This is a genomic window from Paracoccus sp. R12_2 (assembly GCF_017744015.1).
Taxonomy (GTDB): Bacteria; Pseudomonadota; Alphaproteobacteria; order Rhodobacterales; family Rhodobacteraceae; genus Paracoccus.
Window position 1 is genome coordinate 64,110 of sequence record NZ_JAGHRA010000011.1, and the last position, 18,412, is coordinate 82,521.

Annotated in this window: 17 protein-coding genes; 11 read left to right on the top strand and 6 right to left on the bottom strand. The window is 65.9% G+C overall.

Annotated elements, in window-relative coordinates; genetic code table 11:
* Positions 1-186: 186 nt before the first annotated feature.
* The 11 genes from J7359_RS13605 (at position 187) to ligD (ending at position 12,096) form a co-directional block, all read left to right on the top strand.
* Positions 187-771 carry a thermostable hemolysin gene (locus tag J7359_RS13605; protein ID WP_209057362.1) on the top strand — a complete coding sequence of 195 codons (585 nt, stop codon included), beginning with the start codon at positions 187-189 and terminating at the stop codon, positions 769-771.
* Complete coding sequence (locus J7359_RS13610) at positions 768-2,138, top strand: AMP-binding protein (protein WP_209057363.1); 1,371 nt, start codon at positions 768-770, stop codon at positions 2,136-2,138. Before J7359_RS13605 ends, J7359_RS13610 begins: the two co-directional genes overlap by 4 nt.
* The gene (locus J7359_RS13615; protein ID WP_209057365.1) at positions 2,135-2,923 is read left to right on the top strand and encodes an SDR family NAD(P)-dependent oxidoreductase; all 789 of its coding nucleotides are present in this window, start codon (positions 2,135-2,137) and stop codon (positions 2,921-2,923) included. Before J7359_RS13610 ends, J7359_RS13615 begins: the two co-directional genes overlap by 4 nt.
* A 7-nt stretch (positions 2,924-2,930) precedes the next feature.
* Complete coding sequence (locus tag J7359_RS13620) at positions 2,931-3,794, top strand: TauD/TfdA family dioxygenase (protein WP_209057367.1); 864 nt, start codon at positions 2,931-2,933, stop codon at positions 3,792-3,794.
* Between the two features lie 13 nt (positions 3,795-3,807).
* Entirely contained in the window at positions 3,808-4,410 is a 603-nt protein-coding gene (locus J7359_RS13625; RefSeq protein WP_209057368.1) for a DUF6134 family protein, read from the top strand.
* A gap of 249 nt (positions 4,411-4,659) precedes the next feature.
* Positions 4,660-4,917 (top strand): PRC-barrel domain-containing protein, encoded by a 258-nt coding sequence (locus J7359_RS13630; protein WP_247740390.1) that lies wholly within the window; start codon positions 4,660-4,662, stop codon positions 4,915-4,917.
* A gap of 114 nt (positions 4,918-5,031) precedes the next feature.
* Positions 5,032-5,553 carry a 2Fe-2S iron-sulfur cluster-binding protein gene (locus J7359_RS13635; protein WP_209057370.1) on the top strand — a complete coding sequence of 174 codons (522 nt, stop codon included), beginning with the start codon at positions 5,032-5,034 and terminating at the stop codon, positions 5,551-5,553.
* Positions 5,550-6,512 carry a xanthine dehydrogenase family protein subunit M gene (locus J7359_RS13640; protein WP_209057371.1) on the top strand — a complete coding sequence of 321 codons (963 nt, stop codon included), beginning with the start codon at positions 5,550-5,552 and terminating at the stop codon, positions 6,510-6,512. The genes J7359_RS13635 and J7359_RS13640 overlap by 4 nt, the downstream gene beginning before the upstream one ends.
* Positions 6,513-6,515: 3 nt before the next feature.
* Positions 6,516-8,702, top strand: coding sequence for a xanthine dehydrogenase family protein molybdopterin-binding subunit (locus J7359_RS13645; protein WP_209057372.1), 2,187 nt, complete (start codon positions 6,516-6,518; stop codon positions 8,700-8,702).
* Positions 8,703-8,830: 128 nt separating this feature from the next.
* Entirely contained in the window at positions 8,831-9,670 is an 840-nt protein-coding gene (locus J7359_RS13650; protein WP_209057374.1) for a Ku protein, read from the top strand.
* A complete protein-coding gene (gene ligD / locus J7359_RS13655; protein WP_209057376.1) occupies positions 9,670-12,096 on the top strand; it encodes a DNA ligase D in 2,427 nt (808 codons plus the stop codon). The genes J7359_RS13650 and ligD overlap by 1 nt, the downstream gene beginning before the upstream one ends.
* An 88-nt stretch (positions 12,097-12,184) precedes the next feature.
* Here the strand turns inward: ligD and J7359_RS13660 are convergent, their stop codons facing one another.
* From J7359_RS13660 to J7359_RS13685, 6 genes are all read right to left on the bottom strand, one after another.
* Positions 12,185-13,276 (bottom strand): c-type cytochrome, encoded by a 1,092-nt coding sequence (locus J7359_RS13660; RefSeq protein WP_209057378.1) that lies wholly within the window; start codon positions 13,274-13,276, stop codon positions 12,185-12,187.
* Entirely contained in the window at positions 13,273-13,821 is a 549-nt protein-coding gene (locus J7359_RS13665; protein ID WP_247740391.1) for a cytochrome c oxidase assembly protein, read from the bottom strand. Before J7359_RS13665 ends, J7359_RS13660 begins: the two co-directional genes overlap by 4 nt.
* Positions 13,822-13,838: 17 nt before the next feature.
* Positions 13,839-14,204, bottom strand: coding sequence for a hypothetical protein (locus J7359_RS13670; RefSeq protein ID WP_209057382.1), 366 nt, complete (start codon positions 14,202-14,204; stop codon positions 13,839-13,841).
* The gene (gene ctaD / locus J7359_RS13675; RefSeq protein WP_247740401.1) at positions 14,204-16,714 is read right to left on the bottom strand and encodes a cytochrome c oxidase subunit I; all 2,511 of its coding nucleotides are present in this window, start codon (positions 16,712-16,714) and stop codon (positions 14,204-14,206) included. The genes J7359_RS13670 and ctaD overlap by 1 nt, the downstream gene beginning before the upstream one ends.
* An 89-nt stretch (positions 16,715-16,803) precedes the next feature.
* Complete coding sequence (locus J7359_RS13680; RefSeq protein ID WP_348524388.1) at positions 16,804-17,778, bottom strand: c-type cytochrome; 975 nt, start codon at positions 17,776-17,778, stop codon at positions 16,804-16,806.
* On the bottom strand, positions 17,775-18,335 hold the full coding sequence (locus tag J7359_RS13685; RefSeq protein ID WP_209057386.1) for an exopolysaccharide biosynthesis protein: 561 nt from the start codon (positions 18,333-18,335) through the stop codon (positions 17,775-17,777). The genes J7359_RS13680 and J7359_RS13685 overlap by 4 nt, the downstream gene beginning before the upstream one ends.
* Positions 18,336-18,412 lie beyond the last annotated feature (77 nt).

Below are 18,412 nucleotides of genomic sequence, written 5' to 3' on the forward strand. Positions count from 1 at the left end.
CACGCTGGCCAACTGATGAAGCAGGTCGGACGACGGATCAACGCAAATTGCACCTCACATGAACGTGAGACCCAGACCGACGATTGTAAGCTTGCCGAAAGCTTGGCGGGATTTCTGGCCCAAAGAGCAGATAGCAGGTGATACCCATGACGACTTGTCCATCAATCAACGCGACAGGCGGCAACCATGCAGGTTGATATCCTGAACTGGCGCGAACCCGGTTGGCACGCCGCCGCCGTGATGATCGAGACGCATTTCATGGCCGCCCACGGGGCACGGATTACCCTGCCCGCCGTGCCGCTGGTGGTGGCGCGCGGCGCCAAGGGAAACATCCTGGGCGCGGTGGGGCTGCGTGACGCCGCGCAGGGCTTTTTCAGCCAAGCTTATCTTGACCATCCCGTCGCGGACGAGTTGACCCGCCTCTCGGGCGGCCCCGTCACGCCGGGCGATGTGATCGAGGTCGTGTCCATGGCCTGCCCGACGCCCGCCGCCACCATGCCGCTGATCGAGGCGATCACCGCCGAAGGGCGTAGCCGGGGCGCGAGCTGGGGGCTTTTCACCGCCACCGCTCCGCTGCTGCGCATGCTGCGTCGCACGGGGGTGCCGATCCTCGCCCTGGCGCCGGCACGACCCGACAGGTTGGCCGAGGCATCCCGATGGGGCCGCTATTACGACACCGACCCCTGGGTTTGCGCGCTACAGGAACGCGCCGAACCATTGCGGTTCACGCCGCGCAGGATTTCACGCCAGAAAGAGGTTCATCCCGAATGACACCCGTGTTCGATGCACTTGCCCGCAATGCCGTGGAACGCCCACAGAATATGGCCTTCGCCGATGGTCAGCGCGGCCTGACCTGGTCGACGCTGGCCCAGGCCGTAGCGTGCGCCGCCGCCGGTTTCGCAGCCGGTTCCCGCATCGTGGGACTGCGGCTGGCCGGACTTGACTATGTCATCGGCGACCTGGCAGCGACGCTGGCCGGCTGCCGCGTGGTGCCCGTGCCGGGCTTCTTTTCGACCGGGCAGGTCGCGCATCTGCTGCAGGATTCCGGGGCAACGCTGATCGACCACCTGCCACAGGCCGGGAAACCCCTGTCCCCGACCTATGCGGGCGGGGCCGAGCGGGTGATCTATACCTCGGGAACGACGGGGCAGCCCAAGGGGGTCTTGCTGGGCGACCGCCAGCTGACAGCATCCGTGACGGGGCTGTCACGCGTGCTGGCGGCGGGGCCCGCTGACCGCTACCTGTCGGCCCTGCCGCAGGCGCAGCTTCTGGAACAGATCTGCGGCATCTTTCTGCCGGTCATGGCGGGAGCGTCGACGGTGATCTGCCCGCCCGCCGCGTCGGCGCTTTTCACTGGCGACGGACGCGCGCTCGCGCAGATCGCGCATCAGGTCCACCCCACCGTCACACTCTTGGCTCCGCGGCAGCTGACGATGTGGGTCGCGGCGCTGCGTGCAGGCGCATCCCGGCCCAACAGCCTGCGTTATGTTGCGGTGGGCGGCGCCCCCATCTCGCCCGAACTGATCGCCGAGGCGAGGTCGCTGGGTCTGCCCGTATCCGAGGGTTATGGCCTGTCAGAAGCATGCTCGGTCGTGGCCCTGACGCCGTTGGATGCGCCCGAAGGATCGGCAATGGTGCCGCTTGAGGGCACGTCCCTGCGCATCGAGGACGAAGAGATCGTCGTCGACGGCCCTACCGTGATGGCGGGCTACCTGCACCGTTCACCGCATTCGGGGCCCTGGCGCACAGGGGATCTGGGCCGGATCGAGGAAGGTCGCCTGACCGTGCTGGGCCGGCGGGACGCGATGATCCTGCGGGCCTCGGGACGCAACATCTCGCCCGAATGGGTAGAGGCCGAGGCTCTGGCCGATCCCGCGCTGCCTGCGGCGGCGCTGGTTCTGATGCCCGAGGACCGGCTGGTCCTGGTCCTGGCCGCGATCGCCGCGCCGGACATGGAAGCACTGGTCGCAAGGCTGGCACGGCTGCCCGCCTATGCCCGTCCCGATGCGCTGGTCATCGCGGATCCGCGCGAGCCGGGTCTGATCCGGCCCTCGGGCACCGCCGACCGGCAGGTCGCCCGCCTGATCGCGACCCGCCCCGACGTGCAGATCCCGCTCACCCTGGGGGTGGCGGCATGACGCGCCGCATCGTCCTGATCACCGGCGCAGGAACGGGTATCGGTCGCTCTCTGGCCGTCGAGGCTGACCGTCACGGATATAGGGTCATCTTGGTCGGCCGTCGGCACGAACCCTTGGCCCGGGTCGCAGAGACGCTGCGCGATGCCCTTGTCGTGACCGCCGACGTGACAATGCCGGAAGGTCGCGCCGCCATTGTTGACGCGGCACGCGATACCGGGCTGGACATCCTGATCCACAATGCCGGCACCGTTCCTTCAGGCGCGCTGGAGGGGCTTCGCGATGCCGATGTCGCAGCGCTGTTGGCCCTGAACGTGGCCGCGCCCCTCGCGCTGACGCGCGACTTGCTGGCCCCGCTGACCTCTAGCAAGGGCCAGGTCGTCATGGTCGGTTCGGTCTTCGGCGAGATCGCTTTCCCCTATTTCGTGGCCTATTCGGCATCGAAGTTCGCGCTGCGCGGGATGGCTGATGCGCTGCGGCGCGAACTGGCCCCACGCGGCATCGCCGTCACCCACCTGGCCCCGCGCGGTACGCGAACCGATGCGGCGCAGGGGTTCCAGTCGCTGGTCGGACCAATGGCCATGGCGCTGGATTCTCCGGACGCTGTCGCCGCCCGCGCCTGGCGCGCCATCGCCGCGCGCCGTCCCCAACAGCTGCCCGCCACGCGCGAACGCCTGTACATCGCGCTGCAACGCCTGCGCCCCGCGCTGATCGACCGCGCGCTGATCAGGATGGCGCGCGACCCGGCGGTGGCCGCCGCCGCGCAACCCGAAATTTCCCAAAGATGAGGACCTTATGACCTACAACATCCTGCGCCACCGCGACCATTCGGCAGGGCTGACCGATCCCGGTCTGCTGGCCACCATGCGCGAAGACCTGGCCCGCGACGGCTGGACCCTGCTGCGCGGTTTCGACCCCGACATGGAGGATTTCTCGGCGCTTGTGACGACACTTTGCCGGCGCGTGACCTTCGATCCGGCCCGCAACCACACCACCGCGACCACACAGATGGTCGATGCGGGAATGGGGCCGATCGGCCTGCATATCGAGAACGGCAACACGCCGCGCTGTCCCGACATCGTGACTTTCTTCGCGCAGACCGCCGCCTTCGAGGGATCGCAGACGACGATCTGCGACGGTCGCGCCGTCTGGGATCGGTTCGATGACAGGCAAAAGGCCCGCTGGTCCCAGCCCATGACGGTCGAACGCGTTTTGCCCGAGACGTTGTGGAAACGCTATCTCGTGAACGAACATCCCGCCCTGTCAGACCCTTCCCAGGTGACGATGGAACACGTGCTGCAGTTCAAGGCCGCCGTGCCGGGTCAGGATTTTAGCCTTCATGACGACGGTTCGCTGACCTATCGGCTGACGGTCGATCCGGTGCGCGGCTCGGCCCTCGGGGGTGATGCGCTCGGCTTTGCCAACGCGGTCCTCGGCCCGTCGCATAACTATCAGCCGCCACGCTACGCCATGGCCGACGGCAGCGACGTGACTCCGGCCGAGGTCGAGGGGATCCGCGCCCTGGCCGAGGACGTCACGCACGAGATCAACTGGCAGGACGGCGACATCGCTATCCTGGACAACACCCGCGTCATGCATGGCCGCCGCGCCATCGCCGACGCCAACCGCAACCTGTTCATCGGCATGGGCATGATCTGAGATGAGGACACCAATGACACGCACCTTTCTGGCCGCACTGGCCCTGACCCTGACCGCTTTCGGCCCGGCCTTGGCCGCCCCCTCTGCCAGCGTTCCGCGCTCGGGCAAGCTGGCATTCGACGTGATTCGCAATGGCCGCGACATAGGCGATTATGTTGTCACCTTCCGCGGCGCGGGCAACGATCTGACTGTCGACATCGCCACAGACGTTTCGGTGAAACTGCCGGTGATCGGCGTCAGCGCCTATCGTTTCCGCCAGTCAAGCAAGGAAACCTGGCACGCCGGGCAGCTGGCAGCGCTGACTTCGCAGACCGATGACAACGGCTCGCCCCACAAAATCAGCGTCCGCGCGACCTCGCTGATCCCGGCCAGCCTCTGGGACGCCGACATTCTCGGCGCGACACAGGTGCTGAACACCATCGACGGCAGCACCGACAGGATCAGTGTCAGGAATCTGGGCACCGAAACCGTCACCACCGGCGCAGGCCCGGTGCGGGCCGCGCATTACGCGTTGACAGGCGATCTGAACCGCGAACTGTGGTTCGCGGGCAGCACGCTGGTCCATGTGCGGTTCCTGGCCGAAGACGGCTCACAAATCGACTATGTGCTGCGTTAGGCAGGCACACGCTGGTCTGCGGGCAGCGGATGACCAGTCGGACGACACGTCCCAGACCTTGATCCTGTCAGTCATCCGCGCGCACGGGCTCGCTTGGCGGTGCATCGGTGCCGTCAGCGCCACGGCTTCTCTCGGTTGCACATTTATCAACGGAACGGGCCGGGGGCAGCGCCCGTTTCTCTGTCTCCAATCCAACCGGAGGAGACGAGGATGGATCACAGCAATCACCAAAGACTAGCCGAGGCAGAGTTGACCGATGCCGTGCTGACCGGCGCGACGATCTACGGCCCGGATGACGAGACGGTCGGCTCGGTCTCGCATGTTCATGGCAGCGGCGCGGACGCCAGGGCCGTGATCGATGTCGGCGGTTTTCTGGGCATCGGCTCGAAGCCGGTGCAGGTGCCGGTTTCGTCGCTGGATATGATGCGAGATGAAACCGGCACGGTGCACGGCGTAACAAGTCACACGAAAGACCAATTGAAAGATTTGCCCGAACATCACGACTGACACGTGCGGGCGGCGCCACAGCGCCGCCCGTTTCGATTGCGGCTGGCGCGGCGGGAACCCTTGGCCCGCCCGCCGGTTGAACCCGACATGCCACAGCCAGATCAGGATGCAGCCATGGCCACCCAATCCGCCACGCTTGACGTGAATGGCGAAGCACGCGAATTTCAGGGCGATCCGCGCCAGACGTTGCTGGATTTCCTTCGCCTCGACCTGAAACTGACCGGAACCAAGAAGGGCTGCGATCACGGTCAATGCGGGGCCTGCACGGTGATCGTGAACGGGCGTCGTATCAATTCCTGTCTCAGCCTCGCGATCATGCATGACGGCGACCAGATCACCACGATCGAGGGCATCGGCACGCCCGAAAATCTGGCTGCGATCCAGCGTGCCTTCGTCAGCCATGACGGCTTTCAATGCGGCTATTGCACGCCAGGCCAGATCTGCTCGGCCACCGCCATGCTGAAGGAACTGGCCGCCGGCTGGCCGAGCGCCGTGACCGAGGCCGTCGCGGACACCCCCGCCCCCAGCGACAAGGAACTGCGCGAAAGGATGAGCGGCAATCTTTGCCGATGCGGGGCTTATTCCAATATCATCGCCGCCATCCGCGAGGTGATGCAGTCGGAGAAAGGCACATGAGACCCTTCGACTATCGTCGCGTGGCCGACCTGCAACCCGTGGACCAGCCCGGCGACCGGCTGATCGCAGGCGGCACCAACCTCTTGGACCTGATGAAGCTGGAGGTCGAGGCGCCGCGCCGCCTGCTGGACATCTCTCGTGCCGGTCACGACCGGATCACGGCGCATGAAGGCGGGTTGCGGATCGGCGCCTTGGTCACGAATGCCGATTGCGCGGCCGATCCGCGCATCCGTGCCGATTATCCGCTGCTGGCGAAGGCAATTCTTGCCGGCGCCAGTCCGCAGTTGCGCAACAAGGCGACGACGGGCGGCAATCTGTGTCAACGCACGCGCTGTCAGTACTTCATGGCGACGGACACGCGCTGCAACAAGCGGCAGCCCGGCAGCGGCTGTGACGCGCTGCAGGGAGTGAACCGCAATCACGCGATCCTCGGCACCTCGGAAACCTGCATCGCGACCTACCCCGGCGATATGGCGGTGGCCCTGACCGCGCTGGATGCGACGGTCGAGGTGCTGGGGCAAGACGGCACGCGCCTGATCCCCGTGGCAGAGTTCCACCGACTTCCCGGCGACGATCCCGCCCGTGACAACGTGTTGCGAGACGACGAGGTGATCACCGCTGTCACATTGCCGGAACCGGCAGCCGGCCGCCAGAGCTATCGCAAGATCCGCGACCGTTCGTCTTATGCTTTCGCCCTCGTTTCGGTAGCTGCGGTGATCGAGCTTCGGGAAGGCCGGATCGCTCGCGTCGCGTTGGCCTTTGGAGGGCTGGCGCACAAGCCCTGGCGCGATCCCCAGACCGAGGCGATCCTGACTGGGCGGCCGCCCTCGCCTGCCCTCTTCGATCAAGCCGCCGATGCCCTGCTGGCCAAGGCGAAGGGGCGCGGCGGCAATGACTTCAAGATTGCGTTGGCCAGACGCGCCTTGGCCGCCGTTCTGACAGAAGCGACGGAGGAATAGGCCATGTCCGACAGCTATGACACACCCGACCAGCGCAACCTGCTGGACCAGACCGCGCAAGGCGTGATCGGCCAACCGCTGGCTCGACCCGAGGGAGCGCTGAAGGTTTGCGGCCAAGCCACCTATGCGGCCGAGCATGACTTGCGTGGCTGCGCCGAAGGCGTGCTTGTCGGTGCGACCATCGGCTGCGGCAGGGTCGTCAGGATCCACCGTGACGAGGTTCTGGCCATGCCCGGTGTGCTGGCGATCTATGCTGATCAGGCAATGCTGCGCCGCAACGCACAGGGCACCGCGGGCGAGGCCCCGATACAGGATGTCGCGACCGTGGATTACTATGGCCAGCCTGTTGCGCTGGTCGTGGCGGAAAGCTTCGAACAGGCGACGGCCGCCGCCAAGGCTCTGCGGGTGGATTATGACGTGACCACGGACGCTGACTTCGATCCGGCGGAGGTCGAATACGAGACGAGTGAAGAGCCCGATGAACTGGGCGATCTGGACCGGGCCATGAACGAGGCCGCCTTCAGCATCGACCGGACCTTTACGACCGCAGCCCATAACAGCGCGGCGATGGAACCCCATGCCTCGATTGCGGACTGGGATGGCAGCAACCTGACGCTGTACGGCAGTTTCCAGATGCTGAAATACAACGTCAAGGAACTTGCTGACTCAGTGGACGTGGCCGAAAAGAATGTCCGCATCCTGTCGCCCTATATCGGCGGCGGCTTCGGTTCTAAACTGGGGATCAGCCATGACGCGGCTTCGGCGGCACTGGCTGCGCGCGACCTTGGCCGGCCGGTCCGTGTCACCCTGACCCGCCAACAGGTCTTCGAGACGATCACGCGCCGGTCCGAGACCCGCCAGCGCCTGCGACTTGCCTGCGACCAGGAAGGACGGCTCACCGGCATCGGCCACGAGGCGTGGGTTACCAACCTGCCCGACGAGGGTTTCGCCGAACCGGTGACGCAAGCGACCAAGTTCCTGTATGCGGGACAGAACCGCAGACTGGCGCTGGCGGTCGGGCGGGTTCACCTGACCACCGCAGGCTCGGTCCGCGCGCCGGGCGAGGCGGTGGGCATGCAGGTGCTGGAGGCCGCCATGGACGAAATGGCAGAAGCCGCAGGCATCGATCCGGTCGAGTTCCGAAAGCGCAACCTGCCCGCAGAACTACCGGGCGAGGGACTGCCCTATTCCTCGCGCATGCTGTCCGAGGCGCTTGATACGGGCGCGAGATCATTCGGCTGGGAGCAGCGCCACCCGCACCCCTGCCAGCGCCGCGAGGGGGAATGGTGGATCGGCATGGGCGTCGCCTCGGCTGCGCGCGTGAACATCTTGTCCAAGGCCGAGGCGCGGGTGACCCTGCGTGCCGATGGCCGGGTTCTGGTCGAAAGCGACCAGACCGATCTGGGCACCGGCAGCTATGCCATTCTGGGCCAGATCGCGGCCGAGATGCTGGGGGTGCCCATAGACCGGACAGATGTGGCGCTTGGCGACAGCGACCTGCCAGCCGGATCCGGCTCGGGAGGCAGTTGGGGCGCGACCTCGACCGGATCGGCCGTGTTCCACGCCTGCGAGGCGATCCGCGCGAACCTTGCCCACAAGCTGGGTGTCGATGCGGACGACCTGCGGCTGAAGGACGGGCTGGCGAACGGCCGCCCCGTTACCGATCTTTTGGACAGGGATCTGGTCGAGACAGGCCGCATCGAACCCGGAAAGACCATGAAGGATTACAGTCAGGCCAGCTATGGCGCCTTCTTCTGCGAGGCGGCGGTGAACGCCTTCACCGGCGAGACGCGCGTCCGCCGCATGACCGGCGCCTTCGGCTTCGGCCGGGTGCTGAACGCCAAGACGGCGCGGTCACAATGCCTGGGCGGCATGGTCTGGGGTATCGGCAGCGCGCTGACCGAAGCAATGGAGTTCGACCACCGCACCGGTCGTCTGATGACGCATGATCTGGCCGAATACCACGTGCCGGTGCATCGGGACGTGCCTGCCATCGAGGTGATCCTGCTTGAGGAACGTGATGCCGCCGCCAGCCCGTTGCAGGCGAAGGGGGTCGGAGAGCTGGGTATCTGCGGTGCAGCCGGCGCGGTCGCAAGTGCCATCTACAACGCCTGTGGCGTTCGGTTGCACAGCTTTCCGATGACGCCGGACAAACTGGCAAAGCGCCTGCCTGATCCCTTCGGCGTGTAAGGAGGCAACGCCCGACCGTCTTGGGTGCGACTTTACGCGGCTCAAAAGCCCCCGAGGGAATCGCCCTGCCCCGTCCGTGCTGAACCAAACCCGCGTTCGGGGAGTTACGGCTTCACAAGGAGGTTGCCATGGCATCTCGCGCGGTCTGGAAGGGTCAGCTACGTCTGTCTCTGGTCTCGATCCCTGTCGAACTGCATTCCGCCACCAAAAGTGGCGCTCGGATCTCTTTCCGACAGATCCATCAACCTTCGGGCAAGCCCGTCCGCTATGAAAAGACCGTTCCCGGCGTCGGCCCGGTCAAGAGCGACGAGATCCTGAAAGGCTATGAGACCGGCGACGGCGAATATCTTCTGCTCGAGCCGGACGAGATCGAGGCGATCCGGCTAGAGACAAAGAAAACCTTGGAACTGGTGCAATTCGTCGATCAGTCCGAGATCGCGCCGCTCTATTTCGACAAGCCCTATTACGTCGTCCCTAACGACGAACTGGCCGAGGATGCCTATCGCGTCGTGCGCGACGCTCTGCGATCCGAGAAGAAGACCGGTCTGGGGCAACTGACCATGCGCGGCAAGGAATATCTCTGTGCGATACGTCCCTGCGGCGACGGGTTACTGCTTGAAACCCTCCGATACGAGGATGAAATTCGCGAGGCCGAGCCGATGTTCGCGGGCATCGAGGACGCGAAATCCGACAAGGAACTGCTGGATGTCGCCAAGCAGCTGATCCAGCGCAAGTCCGGGCCCTTCGACGCAAAAGCGTTCGAGGATCACTATAATTCCGCCCTGCGCGACCTGATCGCGAAAAAGCGCAAGAACCGCAAGACACCCCGGGCCAAGGTCGGGGATCACGAAGAACGGCCCTCGGGCGAGAACGTCGTTGATCTGATGTCCGCGCTGAAGGAAAGCCTGAAGAAGGATGGCGGGGACAAGAAACGGTCATCGTCCAAGACCAAGTCGAAATCCGCCTGATGCCGGATCTGGGCACATATCTCGACAAGCGCAACTTCGACGACACGCCCGAACCGTCCGAGACCGGCACCGCCTCTGCCATCGGGTTGCGCTATTCGATCCAGAACCATCGCGCGACCCGCCAGCACTGGGATCTGCGCCTGGAATGGCAAGGCGTGCTGCTGAGCTGGGCGATCACACGCGGCCCGTCCTTTGATCCATCCGAAAAGCGGCTTGCCGTCAGAACCGAGGATCATCCCCTGTCGTATCTGGGCTTCGAGGGGCTGATCCCGAAAGGCAATTACGGCGCGGGCACGGTCATGTTGTGGGATATCGGTTGGTGGCAACCGCTGGACCCGATTCCGCGAGGCCTGAAAAAGGGCCATCTGCATTTCCGTCTGCACGGGCGCCGCATGACCGGCGACTGGAACCTGATCCTGATGAAAGGCCGCAGGCAGGGCGATGACAAACGGCAGAACTGGTTGCTGATCAAGGCCGATGACGATGCGGCCGGTCAGCGCGATCCGGTCAGGCGGTACAAGCGCAGCGTCGCGACCGGGCGTAGCTTCGCCGAGATCGCCAAGGAGGCGGCGCCGATCCATCCCCAACGCTCGGGCAAGCTGCCGCGCCATGTCGCGCCGGAACTGGCGACGCTGACAGACGACCTGGCCGATCCCGGAACCCACTGGCACGAATTGAAGCTGGACGGCTATCGTGCGCTGATCGCGCTTGGCAAGGGTGGACCCTTGGCCTTCACACGCAACGGCCATGACTGGAGTGACCGTTTCGCCTCGCTTCTGCCTGGCTTCGCCGATCTGGATTGCGACAGCGCCCTGATCGACGGAGAGATAGTGGCAGGCGCGGGACTGCAAGGCTTCAGCGCGTTGCAGGATGCGATCAAGGCTGGCGGACCCTTTGGCTATGTCGCCTTCGATCTGCTATCCCTGAACGGTCAGGATCTGCGCAAGCAGCCCCTGACCAAGCGCCGAACGAGATTGGAGTCTCTGTTCAGGACCGTGCCACGGATGGGCGCGCTAGACCTGTCGCCGGTCATCGAAGGCGATCCGCGGGACGTCTTCGCGATGGTCTGCGCGAACCATGGCGAAGGGCTGATCGCAAAACGGCGCGACAGTCCCTATCGCGGCAGGCGCGCCACCGATTGGCTGAAGATCAAATGCCGCAGACGGGCGGAATTCGTCATCGTCGGCTGGATGAAAAGTGACGCGGCGGGACGGCCGTTCGCTTCGCTTGCACTGGCCGCGCGCGAAGCCGGCAACCTGCGCTATGTTGGCAAGGTCGGGACGGGTTTCGACGAAGATACCATGACCGAACTGGCCGCCCTGCTGCGCCCGCTGACGCGCCGGAGCGCCCCGGTTGCCGCACCGAAATCCGAGGTTTCCGGCGTCACCTGGGTCACGCCGCAGCTTGTGGCCGAGGTCGATTACGCGGAACTGACCGCACAAGGCCGCCTGCGCCACGCCACCTATCTGGGCCTGCGCGAGGACAAGCCCGCCCCTGAGGTCCGCATCGAACGAGAGGTTTCCATGAAGGATCACGAAACCGTCGCCGGGATCGCGGTCAGCAGCCCGGACCGCATCATCTTCGACAAGCCCCGCCTGACCAAGGCCGATCTTGCCCGATACTACGAAAAGATCGCACCCGCGATGCTGAGCGAGGCCGCCGACCGGCCTCTGTCCCTGCTGCGCCTGCCCGAGGGGATGGAGGGCGAACGGTTCTTTCAGAAACACCCTGGCAAGGGATTTCCCAAGGCGCTGAAGACCGTCGAGATCACCGAAAAGGACGGCGATGCCGAACCCTATGCCTATGTCACCGACGCCGCGGGGCTTGTCGCCGCGGTTCAGATGGGCACGGTCGAGTTGCACATCTGGGGCGCACGGCGCGACCGGCTGGACCGGCCTGATCGGCTGGTCTTCGATCTGGATCCGGATGAGGGGCTCGGCTTCGCCAAGGTGAAAACCGCGGCCATCGACCTGCGCGACACACTCGGCGATCTGGGTCTTGAATGCTGGGCGATGCTATCCGGCGGCAAGGGGATCCACCTGGTCGTTCCGCTGCGTCGCACCATTGGCTGGGACACTGCCAAGCTGTTTTGCCGCGGCATCGCCACGCTGATGACGCAGCGCGAGCCGAAGCGGTTTACCGCCAGCATGTCCAAATCCCGTCGCGAGGGCCGCATCTTCATCGACTGGCTTCGGAACGAACGCGGCTCGACCGCGATAGCGCCGTTCTCGATCCGGGCGAGGCCGGGCGCACCAGTCGCCATGCCCATCGGGTGGGACGAACTGCCCGGCATCCGAAAAGCCTCGGCCTTCTCGGTGGAGGAGGCGCTGGATCGGCTTTGGAACAGCGTGACCCGCCCGAAACCGCAGACGATCAGCCGGCCCGTCATCGATGAACTGGATCAAGCGATGAAGGCGCCAGCTTAACGACGATCCTTTGGCGGACACCTCCAGCCCAGACGCAGCCCCAAGAAATGCGCGGGGAGCAGACTGAAAACTGCAGATTTGGCGCAGACTACTGAGGCACTGATTTTTGTGCAGGGTTGATCGGTACGGGCAGGCGCGCGGCGTAGTAGGCTGCCAGTGCTGCGATATCCCCATCAGCCAGATCGCGCGCCGCGTGATGCATCAGTTCGGCCATCTCCCCGCCCCCGCGCCGACCGTCGCGCCACAACCGCAACTGAGCGGTCAGATAGGATTCGTGCTGGCCCGAGACCGACGGGAAGCCGCGATTCAGCGGCTCGGGCCAAGGGCCATGGCAGGCTTGGCAGGAAGACACCCGTGCACGGGGGGATTCCGAGGCTAGCTTGCGGCCCCGATCAACCAGCGGACCCGATGGACGGGCGCCGACGGTTGGGCCCGGGTCGCCGAACGACCTGGCCAGCCGCGCGATGGCGTCGTCGTCCAGCCGGGATGCCGCCTCGGCCATGATGCCGCTGTCGCGGTCGCCGTCACGATAGGCGCTTAGGCTGGCGGCGATGTAATCCGGGCTCAGGATATCCAGCCGCGGCACCTGCGGATTGGTCGAAACGCCGCTCTCGCCGTGGCACATGCGGCAACCGCCGCGGCTCTCGCCGCCGGTCAGATCGGCATAGGCGTCGGCATCCATGTCGGCGACCTGCCGCAGGAAGGCCACGACCGGCCAGATATCGTCCTGCCGCGTCGCGGGCCAGTGGGGCATACCGCTCATCTTCACGCCCTCGCGGATCAGCCAGTGCAGTTCAGCGGCCGACCAACGCGGCGCGGCCTGCTGGATATGCGGTGGAACCGGGACCATCGCGCGACCGGTAGCGGTCCGGCCCTCGCCGGGCCGCCCGTGGCACATCGCGCAGGCTTGTTCGTAATGACCCGCGCCAAGCGCAATCATGCCGGGATCGTCCAGCGTCGCGGGCGGTCTGGCATCGGCGCGAAGGGCGACCGAATGGCGGAAGGTGCTGTGCAGAACCCAACTGATCCCGGGAAGGTGCCCTACCCGTGCCGAGACGTTGTAGAGGCCAAGACCTACCACCGCGACGGCGGCGAACAGCCCTGCGACGGCCAGCGCGGCGATGGCGATCGCGATGCTGGGCCAGTGAAGCCGGCGGATCGGATGGCGCGCATGTTTCATGCCGCACCTGCTCTCAACGCCTGCGCGGTCAGGGCCAGCCCGCCGGCAAGATAGATGGGCGTGCCGATCGCCAGCATCACCATGCCGCCCATCTGCTGCCCGCTCAGATCGGGTGCAACCCCGCACAGGGCGGCATAGATGTCGGAAGGGGCAAGGATGATGATGGTTCCCAGCAGCGTCATGTGCATCGAGGCCAGCAGCAGCCCGCCCGCGCCCGCCAGTGGCGCCTGCGGTTGCAATGCCCCGGCCCAGACCGCGACGCCTGCCAGCAGGAACAGCCCCTGTTCCAGAACGAAGGGCGCGGTTCCCAGCCGGGCGGCGGCATGCAATTGCGGCAGATGCGCACCCCAGACCACCACCGCCTCGAATGCGGCGGCGAGGATCACGGGCAGGGCATGGCGCGTCGTCGCGGGCCATCCCAGCACGATCAGCGGCGCCGCGATGGCCACCAGCCCCATGTGGCGCAGCATATGGCCGGGAAACGCACCCACCAGCCTGGGCCAGTCGGGCAGCCAGATCGCGGCGAGGCAAAAAAGCGCGGGCATCGCAAAGACCGGCCGCATCACAGGCAGCTTTCGATGAAGATTGCAGGGAGCGCGACGAAGATCACCCCGATTGCCGAGACCCCTGCCAACAGCCAGGCCGCGTGGCCCAGGAACTCGCGCCGCGCCTCGGTCGTGGGAACATCGTGCAGGCGGGGGTCGTGCGGCCGATAATCCCATTGCAGCCAGGCGTGCCAGCCCAGCCATGCAATCGCGGCCAGGGCGACGAGGGTCGCAAGGCCGGTGCCGAATCGGGCGGCGCCGGGGGCGTCGGCGCGGGCGCAGACCGCCGCCGTCCAGCCATAAACGGTGCAGAAATGGATCGCCCAGACGATCGGCGCCGCGATCATGTGCCACAGGCTGCTGTATCGGTGTGGCCAATGCATTACATCACCCTCGGAACAAGGCCGATCATCGCGGCGGTGACGACGCAGGTGACGCCGAGGAAATGCCAGAACAGCGTGGTGTTCCACAGATCGGCGTCGAAGCGCGGCAGCATCCGGCCCGCCAGGCTGCGCGCAAGGCAGTAGGCCAGCATGATGGTGCCGCACAGGACATGCGCCGTGGTCCAGATGACCAGCGCCCACATCATCGCCGGATAGACGTGGCTGGACGGCTCCAGCCCCGGCAGCCATACCGCGCCGACCAGCGCAGCAGCGCCTGCCAGTGACATCAGCGGGGCGGCGGCCAGCAGCGCGCGCGCTGCTCTCACCCGCCCGGCGCGGTGAACGGACCGGGCGATGCGCGTGGCACCCCATGTGGCTGCCAGCAGGGCGGCGGCAGCTGCGGTCAGGCCTGGATCAGCGTGCGGCATGCCGGGCGGCGGGAAATCGGGCCGCGCGGTCCAGTAGAAGAATACCCCGAAGACGAGACTGGCGAAGGCGGTCGCGTCGCCCAGCATGGTGACGAACACCGCCCACCAGCCCGGCGCCTTCGAACCCGAGACGTAGGTCGGCAGGCGCAGGCTCAGCCCCACATCTCTCATCTCGCGTTCGGGGATGCGGGCGGTCGCGGTCCACAGCCACCAGATCACCGAAGCGATGGCAAATATCCCGCACAGGACGGCGGGGACATACATCTTGAATGTCGGCAGGATGAACGCACCGCCGGTGAATGCGGCAGCGACCAGCGTGCACCACGCCGGCCCGGTGACGCGCGCTGCGACCTGCGGAATCGCGTCCACCGCCGAGGTCACGATAGTCTCGCGGTGGCCTTCAGGGGCGTCGGGCAGGTAGAAGCGCCCCGCATCCATCCGCTGCACAATCCGGTCCTGATCCCACAACGGATAGCGCGAGGTGATATAGGGGATCGAACGCGGGCTCCAGGCCTGTCCGGGAACTTCGTGGGCCCATTCCAACGTACCGGCGTTCCACGGATTCCGCTCGGTCAGAGGCTGGTGACGCTTGGGGCGGATCAGGTCCCAGGCGAAGATCAGAATGCCCGAGGCGAGAACGAAGGCGCCGACGGTCGAGATCAGGTTCAGCCAGTCCCAGCCCAGATCGCCGGGATAGGTCCAGACCCGGCGCGGCATCCCCAGCAGCCCGGTCAGGTGCATCGGCAGGAAGCAGATGTTGAAGCCCGCGAAGGTCAGCCAGAACGACCAGCGCCCCAGCCGTTCGGACATCTTCTTCTTGGTGATGAACGGGTAGAAGTAATAGATCCCGCCGATCACCGGAAAGATCATGCCGCCGAACAGCGTGTAGTGCAGATGTGCGACGATGAAATAGGTGTCATGGACCTGCCAGTCAAAGGGCGCCAGCGCGACCATAACCCCGGTCAGCCCGCCCGCGGTGAAGACAGCGACGGCGCCCGCGATCCACAGCGTCGGCAGGATCACACGCACGCGGCCGACCATCAGCGTGGCGATGAAGGCGAAGATCTGCACCCCGGTCGGGATCACGACGGCCTGCGATGCCGCCGAGAAGAACCCTAGCGACAGCGACGGCAGGCCGGTGGTGAACATGTGATGGACCCACAGCCCGAAGCTGAGAAAGCCGGTCCCAACCGCCGACAGCACGATCCAGGAATAGCCGACAATCGGTCGGCCGGCCGCGGTCGGCACCACCATCGCCGCGATCGCGATGGAGGGTAGAAAGATGATATAGACCTCGGGATGGCCGAAGATCCAGAACAAGTGCTGCCACAGCAGCGGATCGCCGCCGCGTTCCGGGTCGAAGAACGGCCAGTCCATCGACCGCTGCAATTCGAACAGGAAATCGCCTGCGATCAGCGGTGGGAAGGCGAACAGGATCATGCCGCCCACGACCAGCACATACCAGGCGTAAAGCGGCATCAGGTTGATCCGCATGCCGGGCGGGCGGCACTTGATGACGCCGACGATCAGTTCCACGGCGGCGGCAATCGAGGCGACCTCGATGAAGGACAGGCCCAGAAGCCAGATGTCCGATCCGACACCTTCGGCCTCGATGGCCAGCGGCGGATACATGAACCAGCCGGAACTGGGCGCTGCATCGAACAGCAGCGATCCCAGAACGAAGAAACCGCCGATCAGGAAGCACCAGAAACCATAGGCCGACAGGCGCGGAAACGGCATGTCGCGCGTGCCCAGAAAAGCGGGCAGCAGCAGGATCGAGATCGCCTCGAACATCGGCACCGCGAACAGAAACATCATCGCCGAGCCGTGCATGGTGAAGAATTGGTTGAAACGGTCGGCGGACAGGAAATCGTTGTCGGGCACCGCCAGCTGCACCCGGATCAGAAGCGCAAGCACCCCAGCGGCCAGCATGAAGCCGAAGGCGGCCAGCGCATACCACTTGCCGACCTCGGCGTTGTTTACGGCCGTGATATATCGCCAGCCGCGGGGCAACGCCCAGGCGGCGTTCAGGCGCTCGGCCTGCGCGGCGGCGAGGTGCGGGTCCGTCGGTTCGGCCAGCATCGCCGGGGTCGGCGGCCACACGCCTCCGGGCTGCCGATCGTCCAGATCGGCGGTGGATAGCGGCGGGGCGTCGAGACGGCTATCAGCGGTCATTCCAACCCCTCCAGATAGACCGCGAGCGCCCGAAGATCGGCGTCGGAGAGATGGTCGTAACCGGGCATGCGGGCGCCGGGCTTTATGGCGTCGGGATCGCGGATCCAGTCCCGCAGGGCCTGACGTTCCATCGGCAGGACACCGGCGGCAAGTGTCACACGGCTGGCCAGATGGGTCAGGTCAGGGCCGACCCGCCCGCGCGCGGGCGTCCCGCGCACGGTATGGCAGCCGCCGCAGCCTTCGGCCAGAAACACCCCGCGCCCGCGCCGGGCCTCATCGGTGGCCGGTTCTGCGGCGGGTTCGGCCTGCTGCTGCAACCATGCCTGAAAATTCTCCGGCTCCATCACCACGGCGGCCATCGCCATCTGTGCGTGGCTTGCGCCGCAGAACTCCGCGCACTGGCCGCGATATTCGCCGGACGCCACGGGTTCCAGCGACATGCGGGTGTCGCGTCCGGGGATCATGTCGGTCTTGCCGCCAAGCGCGGGGATCCAGAAGGAATGGATCACCCCGTTCGCCGCCAGCGCGATTTCGCTGCGCGATCCGGCGGGCAGCCGCACCTCGTTCGCCGCGACGACCGGTTCCGTGGCGCCGTCAGGCCAGTATTCGACCCGCCACCACCAGCTTTCGCCGGTCACGCGCAGGGTCAGCCCCTGCCCCGGCGCGCGCTGTTGCGGCATCTGGACCAGGGCATAGGTCAGCAGCCCGGCCAGCACGATTGTCGGAAACGCCACGCCGCCGCCGAAGATGATCCATTCCGCCAGATGCTTTGGATGCCGACGCGGTCGCAGCCGCGAGGCATAGAGCATCAGCCCGTTGACCATCAGCCACAGCACCACCGCGCCGCCCAGCATCCACCAGAACAGCGTCGCAAGAACTTCGGCGTCGCGTCCGGCCGGGGACAGCACAGATTGCCGGCCGTCGCATCCCGCCAGAAAGGCAAGGGCGGCGAAAGGCAGGGCGGCCCTCACATCGCCCTCGTCACGAACCAGACCAGCGCTGCGAAGGGGATCAGCGACAGCGACACGAACACTCCGTCGCGCGACGCGATGATCGATGAGGTGAAGGGGACAAGTTCCAGAAACGGCAGCACCAGCCCGCCGACAAGGCAGACCAGCAGCGGCAGCCGATTCATCGGCGAGGCCATCAACCAACCAAGCCTGCGATGTGTGTGGCGGTCCACCCACTCGATCGCGGGACGGATCTTCTTCAGTGTGTCGCGGGCCTTCCCGGCAGGAAGGTTCTGCCATTTCGCCCAGGAGGGAAACCTGATCCTGTCGCCGCTGACAATCCTTTCCCCGGCGATGATCGTGATCAGCAATCCGCAGACAACGGAGACGCCCGGAATACCGGACAGCGGCGTGGCAGCCAGCGCCGCGATGACAAGAAGCAGCGTATAGTGACTGCGCTCGCCCAATGCGCGGATCAGCATGTCCACCGAGATGTCATCGGTCCTGCCGGCCACTTCCAGCAGCCGATCCGCGACCGACCCAAGACTTGTTTCAGTTTCGGCAGGTCCCGATCCCATACGCGGTCCCTTTCGGTTACCCAACATCGCGGCGCCAGCCCGGTTTCATCGGGGGGTGGATTTTCGCCTCGCAGCGC